The 18,959-nt window shown below is 60.1% G+C and carries 15 protein-coding genes; 6 read left to right on the top strand and 9 right to left on the bottom strand.

Annotated elements, in window-relative coordinates; genetic code table 11:
• Nucleotides 1-30 precede the first annotated feature (30 nt).
• On the top strand, nt 31-1,881 hold the full coding sequence (locus I5L79_RS09875) for a M2 family metallopeptidase (protein WP_196954886.1): 1,851 nt from the start codon (nt 31-33) through the stop codon (nt 1,879-1,881).
• A gap of 110 nt (nt 1,882-1,991) precedes the next feature.
• Here the strand turns inward: I5L79_RS09875 and I5L79_RS09870 are convergent, their stop codons facing one another.
• The 7 genes from I5L79_RS09870 to recQ all read right to left on the bottom strand — a co-directional run bounded on the left by I5L79_RS09870 (nt 1,992) and on the right by recQ (nt 9,729).
• Complete coding sequence (locus I5L79_RS09870) at nt 1,992-2,711, bottom strand: GAF domain-containing protein (protein ID WP_196954885.1); 720 nt, start codon at nt 2,709-2,711, stop codon at nt 1,992-1,994.
• Between the two features lie 75 nt (nt 2,712-2,786).
• Nucleotides 2,787-3,533, bottom strand: a complete 747-nt coding sequence (locus I5L79_RS09865; RefSeq protein ID WP_231403027.1) for a pirin family protein — start codon at nt 3,531-3,533, stop codon at nt 2,787-2,789.
• A gap of 226 nt (nt 3,534-3,759) precedes the next feature.
• Nucleotides 3,760-4,575, bottom strand: coding sequence for an XRE family transcriptional regulator (locus tag I5L79_RS09860; RefSeq protein WP_196954884.1), 816 nt, complete (start codon nt 4,573-4,575; stop codon nt 3,760-3,762).
• A gap of 123 nt (nt 4,576-4,698) precedes the next feature.
• Complete coding sequence (locus tag I5L79_RS09855) at nt 4,699-5,625, bottom strand: hypothetical protein (RefSeq protein WP_196954883.1); 927 nt, start codon at nt 5,623-5,625, stop codon at nt 4,699-4,701.
• Between the two features lie 28 nt (nt 5,626-5,653).
• Nucleotides 5,654-6,421, bottom strand: coding sequence for a hypothetical protein (locus tag I5L79_RS09850; protein WP_196954882.1), 768 nt, complete (start codon nt 6,419-6,421; stop codon nt 5,654-5,656).
• Nucleotides 6,422-6,517: 96 nt separating this feature from the next.
• Nucleotides 6,518-7,222 carry a DUF2306 domain-containing protein gene (locus tag I5L79_RS09845; RefSeq protein ID WP_196954881.1) on the bottom strand — a complete coding sequence of 235 codons (705 nt, stop codon included), beginning with the start codon at nt 7,220-7,222 and terminating at the stop codon, nt 6,518-6,520.
• A gap of 242 nt (nt 7,223-7,464) precedes the next feature.
• Nucleotides 7,465-9,729, bottom strand: coding sequence for a DNA helicase RecQ (gene recQ, locus I5L79_RS09840; protein ID WP_196954880.1), 2,265 nt, complete (start codon nt 9,727-9,729; stop codon nt 7,465-7,467).
• A gap of 196 nt (nt 9,730-9,925) precedes the next feature.
• On the opposite strand from recQ, the gene I5L79_RS09835 reads away from it, so the two are divergent.
• Complete coding sequence (locus tag I5L79_RS09835) at nt 9,926-10,552, top strand: hypothetical protein (RefSeq protein WP_196954879.1); 627 nt, start codon at nt 9,926-9,928, stop codon at nt 10,550-10,552.
• A gap of 161 nt (nt 10,553-10,713) precedes the next feature.
• Here the strand turns inward: I5L79_RS09835 and I5L79_RS09830 are convergent, their stop codons facing one another.
• On the bottom strand, nt 10,714-12,606 hold the full coding sequence (locus tag I5L79_RS09830) for a glycoside hydrolase family 13 protein (RefSeq protein ID WP_196954878.1): 1,893 nt from the start codon (nt 12,604-12,606) through the stop codon (nt 10,714-10,716).
• Nucleotides 12,607-13,055: 449 nt separating this feature from the next.
• Between I5L79_RS09830 and I5L79_RS09825 the strand changes: the two genes are divergently transcribed.
• Nucleotides 13,056-14,237, top strand: a complete 1,182-nt coding sequence (locus I5L79_RS09825; RefSeq protein ID WP_196954877.1) for a hypothetical protein — start codon at nt 13,056-13,058, stop codon at nt 14,235-14,237.
• Between the two features lie 81 nt (nt 14,238-14,318).
• Here I5L79_RS09825 and I5L79_RS09820 read toward each other — a convergent pair whose 3' ends face one another.
• Nucleotides 14,319-15,497, bottom strand: a complete 1,179-nt coding sequence (locus I5L79_RS09820) for a THUMP domain-containing class I SAM-dependent RNA methyltransferase (RefSeq protein WP_196954876.1) — start codon at nt 15,495-15,497, stop codon at nt 14,319-14,321.
• Between the two features lie 180 nt (nt 15,498-15,677).
• On the opposite strand from I5L79_RS09820, the gene I5L79_RS09815 reads away from it, so the two are divergent.
• The 3 genes from I5L79_RS09815 (at nt 15,678) to murB (ending at nt 18,910) form a co-directional block, all read left to right on the top strand.
• Nucleotides 15,678-16,268 (top strand): hypothetical protein, encoded by a 591-nt coding sequence (locus I5L79_RS09815; RefSeq protein WP_196954875.1) that lies wholly within the window; start codon nt 15,678-15,680, stop codon nt 16,266-16,268.
• Nucleotides 16,269-16,346: 78 nt separating this feature from the next.
• Nucleotides 16,347-17,759, top strand: a complete 1,413-nt coding sequence (locus I5L79_RS09810) for a sugar MFS transporter (RefSeq protein ID WP_196954874.1) — start codon at nt 16,347-16,349, stop codon at nt 17,757-17,759.
• Nucleotides 17,760-17,881: 122 nt separating this feature from the next.
• Entirely contained in the window at nt 17,882-18,910 is a 1,029-nt protein-coding gene (gene murB / locus I5L79_RS09805; protein WP_196954873.1) for a UDP-N-acetylmuramate dehydrogenase, read from the top strand.
• Nucleotides 18,911-18,959: the final 49 nt, after the last annotated feature.

Genomic DNA, 18,959 nt, shown 5'->3' with positions numbered 1-18,959 from the left:
CCCGCTTTCCGATTCGTTTTCCTTGCCTGCATGAACAAGAACCTCCTTCCCATCCTCACGGCTACACTGCTCGCAGCCTGCGCCCCCACGGCTAATGCCCCGGTGGCCACCACTCCTGCCCCAACCGCCGAAACCGTAGCCGCCCCGGCCGCGCCCAACTGGAGCCAGCAGGCGGATGAATTTCTGAAATCCTACTCGGCCGAGTACCAGCGCCTCTACACCGCGTCGGCGGAGGCGGAGTGGCGCTCCAACACGCACATAGTGGCCGGCGACACCGCCAACTCCGGAGCCACGGCCCGCGCCAACGAGCGGATGGCTGCCTTCACGGGCTCGGTACAGAACATTCAGCGCCTGCGAGAGCTGCTGGAGCACAAAGCCGAGCTGAGCGACCTACAGGTAAAACAGCTGCAAACGGCCCTCTACAACGCCGCCAACTCGCCCCAGACCATTGCCGACGTAGTAAAGGCCCGCATCAAGGCCGAAACCCAGCAAACCGAGAAGCTTTACGGCTTCGACTACAAGTACCAGGGCAAGTCCGTAACCACCAATGACCTGGACGAGCTGCTGCGCAAGGAAAACAACCCGCTGAAGCGCCAGCAGATCTGGGAAGCCAGCAAAGCCATTGGCCCCACGCTCAAAGACGGCCTGCTGAACCTGCGCGACCTGCGCAACCAAACCGTGCAGGCCCTGGGCTACCCCGACTACTTCAGCTACCAGGCCTCCGACTACGGCATGAGCCGGGAGGAAATGATGACGCTGGTGCGCCGCATCAACGAGGAGCTGCGCCCCCTCTACCGCGAGCTGCACACCTATGCCCGTTACGAGCTAGCCAAGAAATACAAGCAGAAGCAGGTGCCTGATTACCTGCCTGCCTCCTGGCTGCCCAACCGCTGGGGTCAGGATTGGAGTGCCATGGTCGATGTGAAAGGCCTTAACCTAGACCCCGTGTTGGCGAAGAAGGGTGCCGAGTGGCAGGTGCAGCAGGCCGAGCGGTTCTACCAGAGCCTGGGCTTCCCGGCCCTGCCACCGGTGTTCTACGAGAAGTCGAGCCTGTATCCGCTGCCCAAGGGTGCCGCCTATAAGAAGAACAACCACGCCTCGGCCTGGCACATGGACCTGCAAAACGACGTGCGCAGCCTCATGAGCGTGGAAGGCAACACCGAGTGGTACGAAACCACCCACCACGAGTTGGGCCACATCTACTACTACCTCACCTACACCAACCCTGATGTGCCCGTGCTCCTGCGCGGAGGGGCCAACCGCGCCTACCATGAGGCCATGGGCAGCCTGATGGGCCTCGCGGCCACCCAGAAGCCCTTCCTGGCCGGCCTGGGCTTGGTGGACCCCAACGCCAAAACCGACCAGACCCAGACGTTGCTGAAGGAAGCCCTCAACTACGCCGTGTTCATCCCGTTTGCCTCAGGCGTGATGAGTGAGTGGGAAAACTCCTTCTATGCCGATAAGCTGCCCGCCGACAAGCTCAACGCCCGCTGGTGGGAGCTGGCCAGGCAGTACCAGGGCATTGTGCCGCCAGCGGGCCGCGGCGAGCAGTACCTCGACCCCGCCACCAAAACCCACATCAATGACGACCCCGCGCAGTACTACGACTATGCCCTGAGCTACGTCATCCTGTTCCAGCTCCACGACCATATCAGCAAGAACATCCTCAAGCAGGATCCGCACGCCACCAACTACTACGGCAGCAAGGAAGTAGGCGCGTTCCTGGCCGACATCATGCGCCCCGGCGCCAGCAAGGACTGGCGCACCGTGCTCAAGGAGAAAACCGGCGAAGACCTTTCCGCCCGCGCCATGGTCGAATACTTCCAGCCCCTGATGGCCTACCTGAAACAGCAGAACAAAGGCCGCAAGTACACGATGTAACTTGCCCTCTGCTACGCACAAAAATGCCCCGTTAGTAACTAACGGGGCATTTTTGTGTTGCTGAACCTTTTTCATGCGCCATCTGGCGTCCGCTTGGCGAAGCATGATAGTTACGCCGCTTGCGGCACATCACGCATGCGGCGGTTGAGCACTTTTTCCATGCCGTTCAGGCGGCGCACCACCAGGTCCAGCACTTCATCGTCGTCGAGATTGATGCCGTGGTTGCGGGAACTGAGGTAGCGCGTGAGGGTAGCGTTGTCGTCAAGGGTTTCGGTGAGTTCCTGCTGAGCATCTTCCCACTCAGCGGGCAGCTGGGCCTGCAGGTACTGAAAGCGCAGCTCCACGGTGCGGCTAACTAAGTCGGCCAGGCGCACCAGCACGCTTTCCTCGTCGGCCGAAACGGTACGGAACTCGCGGCCAATTACGGCCATCATGCCAATGCGGGCCCCGTTGGGCATCCGCAGGGCCGAGCCGGCATAGAAGCTCAGCCCCATTGCCTGGGCCACATCGGGCTTGATCAGCTGACAGCTTTCGGCTTTATAGTCGGACACAACAACGGGCACGTCGGGCAGGATGGCCGCCGAGCACATGCTCTCCTGCCGGGGCAAGCCGGGCACGCCCTCGGCCCCGGCTACGGCCTTAAACGACACGTAATCGTCATCGACAAAGGAAATCAGCGAAATAGGTGTATTGAACAGCTGGGCCGCCCAGGCGACGTAGGCATCGAAAATCGGCTCCGGCTGGGTGTTGATAATCTGGTAAAGGTGCAACGTGCGCAAACGGGCCGCCTCATCTTCGGGCACCAGCTGAGTTGGAAAGGCAGTGAGCATACAAGGCAAAAAGAACGGCGGGCTGACAGTTATAAGACTAACTGCCAGCCCGCCGAAAGGTTGAGCTTGCGACGCCTAATAGTTGGCTTCGCTGGCCGGCAAGTCGATCAGGATGAACTGAGCGTCTTTGGAGGCGCGTATTTCCAGTACGTTTTCGTCGGTGGAGCGGATTTGGTCGTTCGGCCCCACGTCTACCCCATTGATGTAAAGGCTGCCTTCCTTCACGTACAGGAAAGTATTGCGAATGGGGAACGTCTTGAACGTGACGGTTTTATCGGCGGCCAGATTACACCAGTACACCGTGGAGTTGGAGTTCATGTACACCACGTCTTCCAGCACTTTCTGCCCCGAAACCAAGGGAACCAGCTCGTTTTTGGAATCCAGAAAGTCGATGTCTTTCTGCTCGTAGCTGGGTGCCAGGCCCTTCTGGTTGGGCAGAAACCACAGCTGGTAGATATGGGCCGCGTCTTCCTTGTCGTTCTGCTCGGAGTGGGCGAGGCCGGTACCGGCCGTCATGCGCTGCACTTCGCCCTTCTTGATGGTGGACTTGTTGCCCATCGTGTCGGCGTGGCACAGCTCGCCTTCCAGCACCAGGGTCACAATCTCCATTTCGGAGTGCGGGTGCTGTGGAAAGCCCGATTTACCCTGAATCACATCGTCGTTGAACACGCGCAGGGGCCCGAAGTGGATGTTCTTGGGGTCGTAGTAATCGGCGAAGCTGAAGAGAAAATGGCTGCTGAGCCAGTGCACAGGCGCGGCGTGGTGGCGGTCGGTAGCGGGAATAAGCTTAAGCATCGAAGTCAGGTGTTGAGAGTGATGCATAGCCTTACGCGGGCAGGCGGCGGGAGGTTAGCGCCGTAGCAGCCGGCCCCGTCATTGCGAGGGTAGTGAAGCAGTCCGTCCCGAGCAAAACCAGACATATTATAAAACCAGAAAGCCCTTACTCGCTGTGTGCGGGTAAGGGCTTTTCACATTTCAGGGCTTTTCGCGTTGCCCAGGACGGACTCATTGGCTGCGCCGCGCAACGACAACTTTTTGTCCGGTTTCCTTAGGCTTTCTTCATGGTGCTTACCTGCTGCTGCAGGTCGAGCACGATGCTGGCCAGGCGGGTCAGCGAAAGGTCGGCAATGGGGAAAGTGCTGCTGATATAGGCTTTGGCTTCCCAGATTTCCACCACATCCTCTACGTCGATTTCGTAAGGCGAGTACAGGGGGTTATCGGAGTGCAAGGACAGCATGGCGCCATCCTTGAGGCGGTTGAACACGCGCTTGAACACGATGCCTTCCTTGGAGCTCACCACGATGCAGGGCGTGCCATCCTTCAAACTCAGCCAGTCGTCCACGTAGCGGCCCACGATAACGGTGCCGCTGGCAATGGGCAGCATGGAGTCGCCGGCAATTTCAAAAGCGCGGTAGGTACCGGTGTTGCCCAGCATGGGCAGGCGGAACTTGGGCAGCTCTTCGAGGTACTCGGGGTCAGCGTAGCCGTTGAGGTAGCCCGCAGCTGCTTTCTGAGGCACCAACTCAATGTTCTCGTTCTGCTCCTTATCTACCGTGAGGGCCAGGATGCGCAGGTTGCCGCCGGGCCGGTTGGAGACAGCCGTTTCGGCCAGCGTAGTAGCCTGGGCCTGCTGCAGCTGCTGGGCCGTTTTGGCGTTTTTCTTTTTGCTGAAGTCGGTAGTTACCAGTTGGTCGAGGGAAATACCGAACAACCGGGCCATGTTCACCAGGGTGGTGAGCTTGGGCTCGGCGCGGCCTTCTTCGTAGGCGCCTACCAACGAGCGTTTGATGCCAAGTTTTTCGGCTATCTGCGCCTGCGTCAGGCTCAGTTCGCGCCGCCAGAATTTAAGATTCGTGTTAATCATTGGGCAGGGAGGGCCGGGAAGACGCCGCAACAGCAAGCAAGTACCGGCTCACGAAGATACGAACCCCACTACGCGAATACTAATTCAATTAGCTGAAATTTTTGCTAAAAATTTTATGGCAGGTTATAAACTGTCGATGCTGGCTACTTCAGCGTCTGACAGCTCTTTCCCGGCAGGCTGCGTGGTACCGGTACCCGGCTCGGCCCACCATTCGTCGTTCTGCCAGTACGTATTCCAGCCCAGCTTCGCGTATTTCGGGTTGAAGTCCGGGTCCCGCTCCCCGATGGTGAAATTGGATAGAATGTGCTGATTGAATCCAAAAATATCGTCCACCAGCGTGAGGGCCTTGCGCCGACTGCCATCCCGGCTGATCCAGAAGCCCTGCAGAAGTATTCCGCCGCTTTGGGCGCCGTAGTCTTTATTACGGGAAATCAGGTTCAGTTCGCCTTCTTCATCTACTTCAAAATCAATCAGCAATTTTCCCTGGAAAGTGCCTGTTCCCGGCCCCTGCGAGGTTTCGCGCAAGAGAAAAGTGCCCGTGGCGCAGTACATGTCCCTTTTGTTCCAGGCCGCAATTGACGCCTTTATCTCAGCGCTGAGCTTCTCGTCGTTGGCGGGCTGATAAGATGGCTGATTGTGAAGCCCGGTGAGAGTAATTTCACCCTCGAAAGGCATGATACTCTTTTTAAAGCGGTTTTTGCCTTTCACCCAGAAGTGGCCGGGCCGGGCCGAGTCGGGCTTCACTTCCAGCATGGCAAACTGGATGCGGTAATTATCGGGACCAAAAAACCCGTTCATCACCTCATAGCTGCCCGAGCCATTCATCTGGATAAGCTTGCTCAAATCGTACCGGGCCAGAAACTGCTGGGCATCCTGGGCCAGCAGGGCGGGTTCAGCGGGGTCGTCAGAATCGACGGGCGTTGGTGCAGCCGCAGCTACGGAAGGCGTGCTTATAGGAGAATGCACGGCGGCAGTAGCGGGCTTGGTAGCAGATTGCTGCTGGCAGGCCAGCAAGCCTAGCAGGGCCGAGGTCAGGATAAGCTTTTGCATAAGACGAAGCGGTAAAAAGTAAGCTAAACTACAAAACGGGTTCTTCGGCCTCGGCCCACCACTCGTCGTTTTCCCAGTAACGATTCCAGCCGGCACGGGCGTATTTAGGGTTGATATGCATGCCCCGGTCGCCGATGTAGAACTGGTCCATCACGGTGTAGGCAATATCCATAAAGTTGCTGGCCCACACAATTTTGATGGGCTTTGGGTGCGCGACGCTGGTCCATTGGCTGGTGAAGGTAGTGCCCTCACCACGGGAACGGAAGCCAAACTCTTCTTCCTGCGCGGGCATGTAGGCCACGCCCCCGGCCTTGTGCGAAAACGTCATAGCCAGGGTGCCCGTGAACACGCCCGCACCTTCTTCCGCCGGGCTTTCCGTGAGCCGAAACTGCCCCTTAACTTCGTAATGCCCCAGCGCCTTAAAGCCAGGAACCCTGACGTCCGGGTTGACTTTGCGGATGGCGGTAAGGGTGATGGTGCCGCGGAAGGGCAAAATCCGCTCCCGCTCCCGGCTTTTGCCTTCTACATAGTATAGGGCGGGGTTCCTGCCGTCGCGTCGCACCTTTTCGTACACCAGCTCCAGGCGCCGGTACTGCGCGCCCATGCAGCCCAGCATCACCTGCGCTTCCACCTTTTTCGCGTGCAGCTGCCACAAAGGCGTCAGGTTGAACTGGCGGAACAACGTGCGGGAACTGGCGGCCGTACTGGCACGGGCCGGAATGGCTTTAGAAGATTTCGCAGGCGGCGAGCCAGCCGCGGCAGCAGCCAGGGCCGCCAGCATCAGAAGCAGTTTCATTGTATAAACCTAAAGAAGTGGATGCTTGCTGATACACTGCTCGTTACCGGCGTTGCCGCCAGTAGATACTGCCTTTTTTGCGTTGCCCAGCTTAGGCTAGGCAGCCACTGCTTCGGTGCGCAGAGCAGCGGGAGCCGCAAACCGGGCGTGCCGGAGCAGACGGCGCGCCAGGCCAGCCTGTACCAGCACTTCGGCCAGCACTAAGTTGCCCGTCCACGAAAGCCAGGTGACGGTGAGGTAGGTTTCGATGGGCTTGGTGCCGAACAGGTAGAAGAGGCCGTAGCTTTCCAGGCGCAGACTCATGGCGGCCAGCGTTACGGCAAAGGAGCGAATCATCCATTCCGTGTGGGCGTCCCAACGGCGCTGCCGGGCCAGGCGGTAGGCCTGCCAGGTACTCAGCCACCACACCACGCACTGCAGCGTGAAGCCTGCTTTGGCTACCAGCCCGCCATTGGCAAAAAACGCCAGTACCAGCCCCGATGGTGCTGCCAGGGCCAGAATAGACACCACGTAGAGCTTACCGAGCCGGCGGTGCCAGGCGGCCCGCCCACGAAACCACTGTGGGAAAAACTGCGCCAGCCCCGCCGCCAGCACCCACAGGCTGCTGGTGATGTGCACGTAAAATCCCACCCGAAATAAGCCGCTGGCATTGGTGGCGTCCGACTTGGTGGTGAGAAAGTGAATGCCCGGCTCGAAGGATAAGTACGGCCGCACTTTGGTGGCCATCAGTAACGTAAAAGCCGCCACGCCCGCGCCGGCCAGGAACTGCATAATTCGCGCTACGGAAACCGACGGCAGCATACTTTCAGAGGGATAGGCTGGGATTCCGCAACATAACGCAGCAGGTATATTCTTATGATGTGATATAGTAATTATTTTTTGGTAATGGTGTGGGTGAAGAACAGCGGCGGGTGCTGCTGCCAGTTGGGAGACTGGCATCTACCCTGCGGCGGGTAGACGCGCCAGCTTCGATGGATGAGCTTACCGCCATACCTGCCCACTTGAACGGAAACTCATCATTTCACTATTTCACCCGTCTCGCCTTATTCACCGCGCAGCTTCTTGAAATACATGAGGGCCAGGCGGAGGCGGAAGTAGTCGTACTTCTCGCGCAGGTGGTCGAACAGGTCGCGCAGCATGGGGCTATTGCCGAGCTGGGCCTGAGCCGTCTGAATTTCGGCTAGCTCCTGCGGCTTCAGGAAGTCCTCGATGCGCAGCTCGTACCCCCGGCTGTAGAGGGTAGATAGGTGGGTTTGAATGGTGCCCACAGCCAAGCCGCGCCGCTCGGCAATGGCCTCCACGCTCAGGCCCATGCGGTGCAGTTGGAAAGTGGTTTCCATGGTGCTATTGGCGTCTGCTGAGGCCTGAGTTGCCGGTTCAGGGGCTTCTTTTTTGCGGCGATTACGCGGGGCTTTGGTTTCCTGCGGTTCAAACTTCTCAGCGTCCTCGTCCAGCTCGGCCAGGGCGGCGGGGTTGCCGCCGTGCGTGAGTACTTCCCGGATAAAGGCCTCCCCGTAGGTTTCAAACTTCTTCATGCCCACGCCCGAAATGGCCAGCATGGCGGTGCGGTTGACGGGGCGCTCCACGGCCATTTCTTGGAGGGTAGAATCGGTGAAGATGACGTAGGGCGGCACGCCCTGCTCGTCGGCAATGCGCTTGCGTAGGGCGCGCAGGGCCTCGAACAGCTGGGCCTCGCGCGAAACCGGCGCGGCTTTGGCGGCCGCAGCAGCGGCACCCTTGCGGCCTTTGGCGGGCTTCTCGGCTTTCTCGGTGGGCTGAAACTTCTTCATAGGCACGGGCCGTTGGGCCTGCAGCACTTCCCGGCCCAGGTCCGTTATTTTCAGCGCATAGCCTTCTTCGTAGGCAATGTAGAGCAGGCCGTCGTTGAGCATCTGGTGGATGTAACTGTACCAGTCCAGGTACGGCAGGTCGCGGCCGGCGCCATAAGTTTTGATCTGGTCGTAGCCCCCGCTTAGCACGGCCTGGTTGCGCATGCCGCGCAGCACATCGATGAGCAGGGTCAGGCTCATCCGCTCCCGCCCGCGCACCACGGCAGACAAGGCTTTCTGGGCCAGCTCGGTGCCATCGAAGGTGGTAGGTGGGTTGCGGCAGATGTCGCAGTTGCCGCAGTCCTGAGGCAGGGTTTCGCCGAAGTAGTTGAGCAGGATTTTGCGGCGGCAGCTGGCGGCCTCGGCAAACTGCTGCATGCGCTCCAGCTTGGTGAGGTTGAGCTGGGTGAGCTTGGGGTCGTCCTTCGACAGCATATCACGCAAGCTCATCACATCGGCAAAGGAGTAGAAGAGCACGGCCGTGGCGGGGCTACCGTCGCGCCCGGCCCGCCCGATTTCCTGGTAGTAGCCCTCAATGTTCTTGGGCAGGTTGTAGTGAATCACCCAGCGCACGTTGCTCTTGTCGATGCCCATGCCGAAGGCAATGGTCGCCACAATCACCTGCAAATCATCCTTCAGAAAGGCTTCCTGCACACTACCGCGCTGGTTGGGCGTCATGCCAGCGTGGTAGTAGCCGGCCTTCACGCCCTTGGCCTGAATCTTTTGCGTCAGGGTTTCGCACTGCTTGCGCGAGAGGCAGTAGATGATACCCGCCTCGCCGGGGTGCCGCTCCAGAAACTCCAGGATGCCGCCTACGCGGTCCTGGCCCGGGCGCACAATCAGGTTGAGGTTGGGCCGGTCGAAGGAGGAAAGGAAAACGCGCGGCTCGTGCAGGCGCAGCTGCGTCTGGATGTCGCGTTGGGTGAGGCGGTCGGCGGTGGCAGTGAGGGCAATGATGGGCACCCGCGGAAACTGCTCACGCAACACCCGCAGCTGGGTGTACTCAGGCCGGAAATCGTGGCCCCAACTGGAAATACAGTGCGCCTCGTCGATGGCGAACATGCTGATGCGCAGCCGCTTCATAAACGTCAGAAACCCTTCCGACAAGAGCTTCTCGGGGCTCACGTACAAAAGCTTGAGGTAGCCATTGAGGGCCTCGCCAGTAATGGCCTGCTGCTCGCTCTGGCCCACGCTGCTGTTGATGTAAGCCGCCGCAATGCCGTTGGCTTTCAGTGCCTCCACCTGGTCTTTCATGAGGGCAATGAGCGGTGACACCACCACGCAAAGCCCCTCCTGCACCACGGCCGGCACCTGAAAGCACACCGATTTGCCCCCACCCGTAGGCATGAGCACCACCGTATCCTGCCCCGCCATGATGTGCCCAATGATGTCCTCCTGCATAGGCCGGAAGGTGTCGTAGCCGTAGTACTGCTTGAGGACGCGGCGGGCAGAGGCGAGGGGTTCGGCAGCAAATAACATGGGGTAAAGATACGGCTAATCGAGGCGGAGTGAAAGCCAGATAGAAACCAGCGCGGCGTGGAATTCGTGCAAACAGGCAGGAAAATCCTGCCTGTTTGGTAGATTGCCCAAATAGGCCTTCATGCTTACCTATGGCGTTACTGCGCGCTGAAGCGGTTCTTCGGTTTCCCAGTAGTATTTTAGCCTTATGAAGACTATGGCACGCCTGCGAAAAGGATTCAATGGCCTCCTCATAGGTGCAGCCATTCTGGGCTTCGTGGGCTTGTTGGCCATTTTCGTCACCGGTGATTTCGGGGCTGCGCAGTATATACTCAATGGCATAGAAGCCCGTGCCCTGGCCAACCAATCAACTATTTCTGATAGACTGGTGCTAAAAGCCTTGTATCAGGTAATGATCATCAGCGGTAAGTGGCGCTATCCACGGGCGGGTGAGTTTTTGGCCTATTACTGCAGCGGCCAGGGCGACACGCTGCATTTCGATGCCAAGCCTTTGTTGCGTCATCCGGAAATGCAACTGGCACTACGCCACCACAAACAAGCCATTACGTTCCGGCACCAGCCACAGCGCAATCCGCAGCACCACGTCGTTCGGCACACTGATTGGGATTTGTATTACGCGTTTGATCTGCTGTTCATTCGGCAGAAATATGGTCGAGTTTCGCTTTATGATCAGTACTATTTTCAGCCCCTCGCGCGCAAGTCCCACACGCCTTTCCACTTTGGCAAAATCCACTTTAAACTGAATGATGGTCTGATTCACGTGGCTTACCCTGCGGCCAAGATGTTCACCACCTACGGAGAAGCAGCCCTTGGTACTCCTTGAGAAGCCGTTGAAGGCAGTGACCCAAGTCTGCTTTCACCAGAAAGCCCTTTTCCGTACGCAACGGAAAAGGGCTTTTCGCATTTCAGGGCTGGGCACATTACCCAGGACGGATTGACACCGTTTGATGCGCGGAATGTCCTTCGTCCTCGCAATGATAGCTTCTACTTCAGCAGCTCCAGCACTATGGCGGTTTTGGCGGGCAACTGCAAGGTTTTGATGTCGCTCAGGGTTTCGCCGGTCAGCACGTTGCGGGCCTTCGTGAAGCCTTTCATGCGCTCCGAGAAACGGGCCGTAGGCAGCGTAGCGGGTTTGTCGGTGCTGTTGGTGGCTACCATTACTGTGCCGTTAGCGTCGTAGCGGAAATAGGCGTAGAAGCCATTTTCGGGCAGGTACTGCATCAGCTTACCTGAGCTAAGGGCCGGGTGCGTTTTGCGGTAATTAGCCAGGGTGCGCACAAAGTTGAAGGCGTCGTTTTCGGCGGCGGTGCGGCCGGCGGCGGTGAACTTGTTTTCCTTGTCCTCGGGCCAGCCGCCGGGAAAGTCGCGGCGCACCTCGGCATCACTGGGGTCTTTGTAGTTCTTCATTAGAATCTCCGTGCCGTAGTACATGCTAGGGATGCCACGGGTGGTCAGCAGCCAGGTAAGGCCCATCTTGAACTTGCTGATGTCCTCGCCTACTTCAGAGAGGAAGCGGTTGTGGTCGTGATTGTCGAGGAAGGTCACCAGCTTTTCGGGGGCCACATACAGGCCGTCCTGGGCCAGGGCCTGGTAAAGGCGCTGGGTGCCGTTGTCCCAGCCGGTAGCATCTTTGCCGCCCACTTCGCGCAGACCGGCCAGCATGGCGTTTTCCACCACGAAGTCAAGTGCGCCGGGCTGGTTCGACTTGAACGGGAAGGCCACTTTGTTGCGCACGTAGTAGGCCTGATCCACTACGTTGTTCACCGACGACTCCCCGAAAATGTGGATGTTGGGATACTCGGCCAGCAGGGCCGCATTGCAGCGGTTCATGAAAGGCTGGTCGTTGTACATGTAGGTATCGATGCGCCAGGCATCTACCCCAAAGGTTTCCACCGACCACAGCGCGTGCTGAATCAGGAAATTGGCCACGTAGGGGTTCTGCTGGTTGAGGTCGGGCAGGAAGGGCACAAACCAGCCATCCAGGGTCACTTTCCGGTCGATATAAGCTGAGTGCGGGTCGGTGATGGGCTGCTGGCGGTAGCTGGTGTTAGTGTAAGCGGGCCACTGGTGCAGCCAGCTTTTCATGGGCAGGTCGCGGATAAACCAGTGGTTGATGCCCACGTGGTTGTACACGGCATCCTGCACGACCTTCAGACCGGCGGCGTGGGCCTGCTGCACGTAGGCTTTGTAGGCCGCGTTTCCGCCCAGGCGACGGTCCACCTGGTAGTGGTCTGTGAAGCCGTAGCCGTGGTAAGCCGAGCGCATGTTGCCGCCTTCGTTGGTGAGGGGCTGGTCGTTTTCTAGCACCGGCGTAAACCACACGGCCGTCACGCCCAGGTCTTTGAGGTAGCCGATGCGCTGGGCGGCGCCCTGCAGGTCGCCGCCGTGGCGGTAGAAGGGGTTGGCCCGGTCGGCGTTGGGGTCAGCCATGGTGGCTACCTTGTCGTTGCTCGGGTCACCGTTGGCAAACCGGTCAGGCATGGCCAGATAGATAAAGTCGGCCTGCGTGACGCCTTGGCCCTTGGCGGCCGGGTTGCGCGGGAGCAGCTCCCAGGTGCGCGTCACGGTTTGGGTGCCTTTTTTGCCCACAATGCTCACCTTACCCGGCTTGGCCGTGGCGGCAATGGTGAGGTCCAGAAAGGCATAGTTGGGGTTTTCGACGGTGCTGGCTTTCGTCAGCTTCACGCCGGGGTAGGTGATGGTGTAGGTGAGCGTACCCGCGTTGGGACCGTACACCAAGAGCTGCACGTTGGGATTTTTCATGCCCACAAACCAGCTGGTGGGGTTCACGCGGGTAATGGCCGGGGCCTGGGCCGCCGCCCACAGCGGCAGCAGCAGCACGGCCAGCAGCAGCCGGAAGAATAGGGTTTTGCTCATATCGGGTAAGGGGAAGTTGAATGGGAAAGGTAAGGTAACAGATGCCCGCCGGAAAAGCAGACGCCCAGGGCAGGCCGGCCCGTACGCGGAAACCACTACGGGCTTCTGGAGGTGGCTGGCTCGCAGGGCGCGTGCGTGGCCGGGCAGGTCACTTTTGGGTCCTCGCAGCGCACTTTGGCCGGCTCGCATAGCACTTCTTCCTGCTGACACGACACTTTCGCCTGCTTACATAGTACTTCTCCGTATTGACACGGCACTTTTTCTTGCTCGCACGATACTCCAGCCTATTTACAGGGCGCTTTTACTTTTTTTTTGCGCAACCCTTTTGCCAACTGGCAGAGTGGGTTAGCGCAGTTTCGGTGACGGTGGGCGGTAGTGGGGCGGCAGGCCAGGCAACCGGGGGCGCCCCGGCCCCATCTACGCTCCCATCAACCTACTACAACCTGTTTATGCTTCGTGTTTTGTCCGTTGCCACCCTGCTGCTAGCACTGCTGCTCCCTGCCCCCCAAGCCCGCGCCCAGGCGCCCACCTACGCCCAGCGGCTGGAAACGGCCGCCCAACAGCTCAGCCAGGAAAACTACTGCGCTGCCACCGCTACCTTTGCCCTGGCCTTCGCCGACAGCACCCAGGTCGGCCCATTCGACCTCTACGCCGGAGCCGGCGCCGCCGCCCAGTGTCCCGGTCGGCAGGCGCAGGCCGTGAGTTGGCTGCTGCAGCTTTCCCGCCAGCCCAACCTGCCCATCAGCGCCCCCGACATCGACAACATGGCCCAGGCAGACAACCTGCGCAGCCTACACAGCCGGCCCGAGTGGCCCCGCTTCCTGGCCAACCTGCGGCAAGCCGCCGCCCGCCGCGCTGAAAATGCCCGCCGCACGGCGGCCGTGTGGCAGGACAACATCCGCGCCCAAGCCCTGCCGGTACCCGCACGGAAAGGCGCATTTGCCCCTGCGCAGCCCGGTTTCGCCTTGTACTACGCCCCCGTGGATACGGTGCAGGTGCCCTACCTCGTGTACGTGCCCGCCACCTATGACCCCGCCCGCCCCACCGACCTGCTGGTGTACCTGCACGGGGGCATCGTCAACGCCAGCCAGTTTCGGCTCGCCGACCCGGACGTCGTGCATGAGCCCATCTTTGCCGCCGCCGCTACCCGCAATGCCCTGGTGCTGTACCCCTTCGGCCGCCAGTCCTTCGGGTGGCTGGAGCAGCGGGCGGCTCTGGACAACGTGCACACGATGATAGCGCAGGTAAAGCAGCGTTACCACGTGGACAGCCGCCGCGTGTACCTGGGCGGGATGTCGAACGGCGGCACGGGGGCCTTTTGGTTTGCGTGCCAGTCGCCGCGGGGCTTTGCCGGGTTCTTTGCGGTGGCGGCCCTGCCCGTCAGCGCCCTCGGGCCGCTGAACTTCAAGCAGCTACGGCGCGGCGCCCCCATGTACTCGCTGAACGCCGAAGATGATGCGGTGTTTGCCTACCCGCGGGTGGCGGCCATCTACGCGCAGCACAAGGACCAAGCCCGGCAGTGGCACTTCCTCTCCCGCCCCACCGGCGGCCACAGCTTCCTCTACGCCCCCGAAGGCCCGGCCCTGCTGGATGGGCTGCTGGGGCAGCTGATGCAGCGGCCGGTTCGGTAAGCCGGGTTGGGTTTCGGGCAACGACGGGCGGGGACAAGCCCCGCCCCTACCCCAATTTAGTGCAGAAGCACATTCCGCACATTATTTCACCTTCCGCGTGCCCTGGTACAGCTCGTACTTGAGCAGGCGGCAGTCGATGGGGCCGTTGTAGAGCGGGATGCGGCGGGAGGTTTTCAGGCCGATGCGCTTGGCCGCCTCCAGGTTGCCGGTAAACACGTAGGCGTCGTAGCCCTGGAAGCTGGTTTTGAGCGTATCGCCAATAGTTTTGTAGATGGCTTCCATCTCGGCTTCCTCCCCTATTCTTTCCCCGTAAGGCGGGTTCATCATCACGATGCCAGCCTCTTCCCTGGCGGGGGCTTTGGCCTCCTTCACGTCGCGCACGCCCAGCCGGATAAAGTCTTCGAGGTCGGCGGCGGCCACGTTTTCGCGGGCCAGCTCGATGTATTCCCGGCTTAGGTCGGAGCCGGCCAGGTAGGCCTGGGGCTCTTCCAGGCGCATCTGGCGCGCATCCATCTGTACCGATTCCCAGAGGGCCGCGTCGAAGTCGGGCCAATTCTCGAAGCCGAACTTGCCCTGGTGGTAGAGGCCGGGGGCAATGCGCTGGGCAATGAGGGCGGCCTCGGTGAGCAGGGTGCCAGAGCCGCACATGGGGTCGATAAAGGGCTTTTTTCCGTCCCAGCCGCTGAGCAGAATGAGGCCGGCGGCCAGGGCCTCGTTGAGCGGAGCCACGTTGGTGCCTTGGCGGTAGCCGCGCTTGTGCAGGGATTCGCCGGAGGCATCGAGGCTGAGGACCACCTCGTTTTCAATCATGTGCAGGTGCAGGCGGATATCGGGGTTTTTCACGTCCACGCTGGGGCGGTGCCCGAGGCGGTTGCGGAACTGGTCCACAATGGCATCCTTGGTAAGCTGGGCCACATACAGGGAGTGCTCAAACGAGGACTTGTTCACCACGGCCGTGATGGCGAAGGTCTGGTCGGGCTGGAGGTAGTCCTGCCAGTTAAGGCGGCTCACTTCGCGGTACAGAGCCTTTTCGTCGCGGGCATAAAAGTCGGCGAAGGGCCGCAGGATGCGCATGGCGGTGCGGCACCACAGGCAGGCTTCGTAGAGCAACTGCTTGTTGCCGGTAAACTCCACGGCCCGGGTACCTACCTTTTCAATCTTCGCGCCCAGGTCACGTAGCTCCTGGGCCAGTACTTCTTCCAGCCCAAACTGGGTGGTGGCAGTCATAAAGAACGGGGCGGAGCGGCGGTTATCGGCCATAAGCAGCAAGCACAAGAAAGCAGGAGAAGCCGCAAAGGTCGGGAAAGTAGCGCACCGAATGGCAGCCGTTTGTAGATATCGATGGTAAGAATTGCTTGCTCTGTGTGTGCAGCAGCTTTGTAACTTGACTCTATACTGCTGACCTTGCCAATACTGACGCCATCGGCGCAGCCAAAGGTTATGCGCCATATATTACTGCTGAGTCTTTCTTTACTGGTCCTTGGTAGCTGTGGGCTATTGCCAAATTCTCAACCAGTATTGGTTATACAACCTTTTCGAGGGTTCTCTGCGCGTCTCACGGATTCGGTTTCCCAGCAGGTTCGGCGACTCTATCCGCTGGTTCTTCAGCGGCAGCCGGTTGCATTGCCAAAGCAGGCCTTCTATGCTTCACGGCAGCGCTACCGCGCCGATTCATTGCTGCACTTCCTCGTCAGCCAGCATCAGTCCGATACAGTTGTCGTTGGCCTTACGCAATTGGATATAAGCACCACCAAAAATGGCGTACGCGACTGGGGTATTATGGGTCTCAGTTACTGTCCGGGCCGCGCCTGCGTGATTTCCAGCTTCCGACTGAAGCGGCGCAACCTGAGCACGCAATTTTACAAAGTGGTTCTCCACGAAATCGGCCATACAGAAGGGCTTCCGCATTGCGCCACACGCACCTGCTTTATGCGTGATGCCGAAGGTGGCAACCCTATTGATGAGGAAACAGGCTTCTGCCGGACCTGCACCTGGTACTTACAACTCCGGGGCTGGAAACTGGCTAGCTAGGGCCGACTTCTCCCAAAAACTCCGTAGCATTGCTTAGCTGGTTCCCAGGCCGGCTTATACCTACAATTCTGCTCCTGCATGGCCGCTCCTGCTCCCGTTACGTCTACTGCTTCTACCGCCTCTGCCCACGCGCCGGCCCGGTCCTACGTCGGCCCGATGGTGCTGATGACCACGCTGTTCTTCCTGTTTGGCGCCGTTACCAACTTCAACGATGTGCTCATGCCCTACCTCAAGGACGTGTGCCAGCTCACCGACTTCCAGTCCACGGCCGTGCAGTCGGCTTTTTTCGGGGCCTACTTTCTGATGTCGTTACCGGCGGGCCGGGTGCTGGAGAAGCTGGGCTTCAAGCGAGGCATTGTGCTGGGTTTGCTGGTGATGGCGCTGGGGGCGCTACTGTTTGTGCCGGCCGCTAACTCCCGCACCTTCGGGCTGTTTCTGCTGGCGCTGGGGCTGCTCGGGGCCGGCGTCACGCTCCTGCAGGTAGCGGCCAACCCCTACGTTTCGGTGCTGGGTCCGGCCCGCACCGCCGCCAGCCGGGTGAGCATCGTGGGCGTGGCCAACGGGCTGGGTGGCACTATCTCGCCCCTCATTGGCGGCCTTATCTTGTTTGGGGGCTCGGCCCTGCTGAAAGCCCGGCTGGCACAGCTGCCGCTGGAGCAGCGCCTTACCCAGGAAGCCACGCTTATAAAACCGCTGTACCTGGGGCTGGCGCTTTTCCTGGCCGTGCTGGCCGCGCTGTTTTTCCTGGTACGCCTGCCCGAAATTGAAAGCATTCCGGCCGATGAGGAAGCACAGGCAACCCAGGCCGCGGCTGAAACCGGCCGCCGCTCGGCCCTGGACTTTCGCCACCTGCTGCTGGGCGTAGTGGCCATTTTCACGTACGTAGGCGTAGAAGTAGGCATCGGCTCGTTTATCATCCGGTACGGCGAAGCTCAGAATATTCAGCAGCTTAGCGGGTTTACCCAAGGGTTGGTGCAAGGCTTATATGGTATTGGGGAATCTGTTCAGCGTTTATTTGGAGAGTCGCCAGCACCTATTGATACAACGACTGGTTTTACAAAAGCTGTTGGTGCTGTCCTTACAGCCTCCTACTGGTTTGGTCTGATGGTGGGCCGTATTATCGGCATTCCGCTGCTGAGCCGCTTCAACGCCCGCAAGCTGCTGGCGGGCGTATGTGCGGCGGGCACGTTGTTCGTGCTGCTCTCCATCCTCAACCATGGCGAAACGGCCCTGTGGCTTGTGGTGCTGTGTGGCTTGTGCAACTCCATTATCTGGCCGGTGGTGTTTCCGCTGGCTATTACCGGGCTGGGCCGCTTCACCAAGCAGGGTTCCTCCTACCTCATCATGGCCATTGTGGGCGGGGCCATCATTCCGCCCCTTATGGGCCTGGTGGCCACGCACGGCGGCGGCCTGCGGGTGGCTTTCGTGCTGCCCGCTTTGTGCTACGCTTACCTGCTCTATTATGCCCTCCGCGGCTACCGGGTGCGTTAGTCCACACCTTCTCAACTGATTGATTCCCGAAAAGGCTGCCCGTGTGGGTAGCCTTTTGCTTGGCTGCACCTTCGCGCCCAACCGGCTACCTTTGCCCTCCTAGCTATTTATTGAACTGCCCTATGACGCCGGCCCCTACCCTTGAACCCAACGTTTCCCTGCGCCCCTACAACACCTTTGGCTTGGAGGTAAAGGCCCGGTGGCTCGCCCGGTTTCGGTCGGTAGAGGAATTGCGGGCATTGCTGGCCCTGCCCGAGGTGCAGCAGGCCCAGAAGCTGATTTTGGGCGGCGGCTCCAACCTGCTCTTCACCCGGGACTTCGACGGTGTGGTGCTGAAAAATGAAATCAGTGGGCTGGACATCATCAGCCAGGACGAGGAAACAGCCCTGGTGCGGGCCGGCGCCGGGGAAAGCTGGCACGGCCTGGTGCAGTACACCCTGGAACAGGAATTAAGCGGCATCGAAAACCTGTCGTTGATTCCGGGTACGGTGGGAGCTGCTCCGCTGCAGAACATAGGAGCCTACGGGGCCGAGTTGAAAGATACCTTTGACCACTTGGAAGCCCTGGAAATTGCGACCGGGCAGTTACGCACGTTTTCGCAGGCTGAGTGCGGCTTTGGCTACCGCGAATCCGTGTTTAAAGGGCCGCTGAAAAACCAGTTTATCGTGACGGGCGTGGTGCTGCGCCTGCGCCGCCGCCACCAAGCCAACGTCAGCTACGGGGCCATCCGCACTACCCTCGACGATATGGGCATCGGGCCCGAGCCCACGCCCCGGCAGGTGAGCGAGGCCGTAGTAAGCATCCGGCGCAGCAAGCTCCCCGACCCAACCGAGATTGGCAACGCCGGCTCGTTTTTCAAAAACCCCGAGCTTTCCCAGCAGAAGTACGGCGAGTTGAAAGCGCATTACGCCGACCTGCCCGGCTACCCCGTGCCCGGCGGCGTGAAGGTGCCCGCCGCCTGGCTGATTGAGCAATGCGGCTGGAAGGGGCGCCGCTTGGGGGCCCACGGCGTGCACGACCGGCAGGCGCTGGTACTCGTCAACCACGGCGGAGCGCAGGGCGAGGATATCCGCAACCTGGCGTTCGAAATCATTGCCTCCGTGCGTGAGAAGTTTGGCGTGGAGCTTCATCCGGAGGTGAATATCCTGTAGACAGTGCGGGCCAGCAGGCAACTGCTATATGCCTGCGCAATTGTATTCA

Origin of the sequence: Hymenobacter guriensis (assembly GCF_015773195.1) — a bacterium.
Lineage (GTDB): Bacteria > Bacteroidota > Bacteroidia > Cytophagales > Hymenobacteraceae > Hymenobacter > Hymenobacter guriensis.
Note: the sequence above shows the minus strand (reverse complement) of the source record. Positions and strands in the feature narration are given on the sequence as shown.

Bases quoted from the DNA above. Each gene is read 5' to 3' on its own strand.
- I5L79_RS09875 (WP_196954886.1), top strand. From the start codon at position 31: ATGAACAAGAACCTCCTTCCCATCCTCACGGCTACACTGCTCGCAGCC.
- I5L79_RS09870 (WP_196954885.1), bottom strand. From the start codon at position 2,711: ATGCTCACTGCCTTTCCAACTCAGCTGGTGCCCGAAGATGAGGCGGCC.
- I5L79_RS09865 (WP_231403027.1), bottom strand. From the start codon at position 3,533: ATGCATCACTCTCAACACCTGACTTCGATGCTTAAGCTTATTCCCGCT.
- I5L79_RS09860 (WP_196954884.1), bottom strand. From the start codon at position 4,575: ATGATTAACACGAATCTTAAATTCTGGCGGCGCGAACTGAGCCTGACG.
- I5L79_RS09855 (WP_196954883.1), bottom strand. From the start codon at position 5,625: ATGCAAAAGCTTATCCTGACCTCGGCCCTGCTAGGCTTGCTGGCCTGC.
- I5L79_RS09850 (WP_196954882.1), bottom strand. From the start codon at position 6,421: ATGAAACTGCTTCTGATGCTGGCGGCCCTGGCTGCTGCCGCGGCTGGC.
- I5L79_RS09845 (WP_196954881.1), bottom strand. From the start codon at position 7,222: ATGCTGCCGTCGGTTTCCGTAGCGCGAATTATGCAGTTCCTGGCCGGC.
- recQ (WP_196954880.1), bottom strand. From the start codon at position 9,729: ATGTTATTTGCTGCCGAACCCCTCGCCTCTGCCCGCCGCGTCCTCAAG.
- I5L79_RS09835 (WP_196954879.1), top strand. From the start codon at position 9,926: ATGGCACGCCTGCGAAAAGGATTCAATGGCCTCCTCATAGGTGCAGCC.
- I5L79_RS09830 (WP_196954878.1), bottom strand. From the start codon at position 12,606: ATGAGCAAAACCCTATTCTTCCGGCTGCTGCTGGCCGTGCTGCTGCTG.
- I5L79_RS09825 (WP_196954877.1), top strand. From the start codon at position 13,056: ATGCTTCGTGTTTTGTCCGTTGCCACCCTGCTGCTAGCACTGCTGCTC.
- I5L79_RS09820 (WP_196954876.1), bottom strand. From the start codon at position 15,497: ATGGCCGATAACCGCCGCTCCGCCCCGTTCTTTATGACTGCCACCACC.
- I5L79_RS09815 (WP_196954875.1), top strand. From the start codon at position 15,678: ATGCGCCATATATTACTGCTGAGTCTTTCTTTACTGGTCCTTGGTAGC.
- I5L79_RS09810 (WP_196954874.1), top strand. From the start codon at position 16,347: ATGGCCGCTCCTGCTCCCGTTACGTCTACTGCTTCTACCGCCTCTGCC.
- murB (WP_196954873.1), top strand. From the start codon at position 17,882: ATGACGCCGGCCCCTACCCTTGAACCCAACGTTTCCCTGCGCCCCTAC.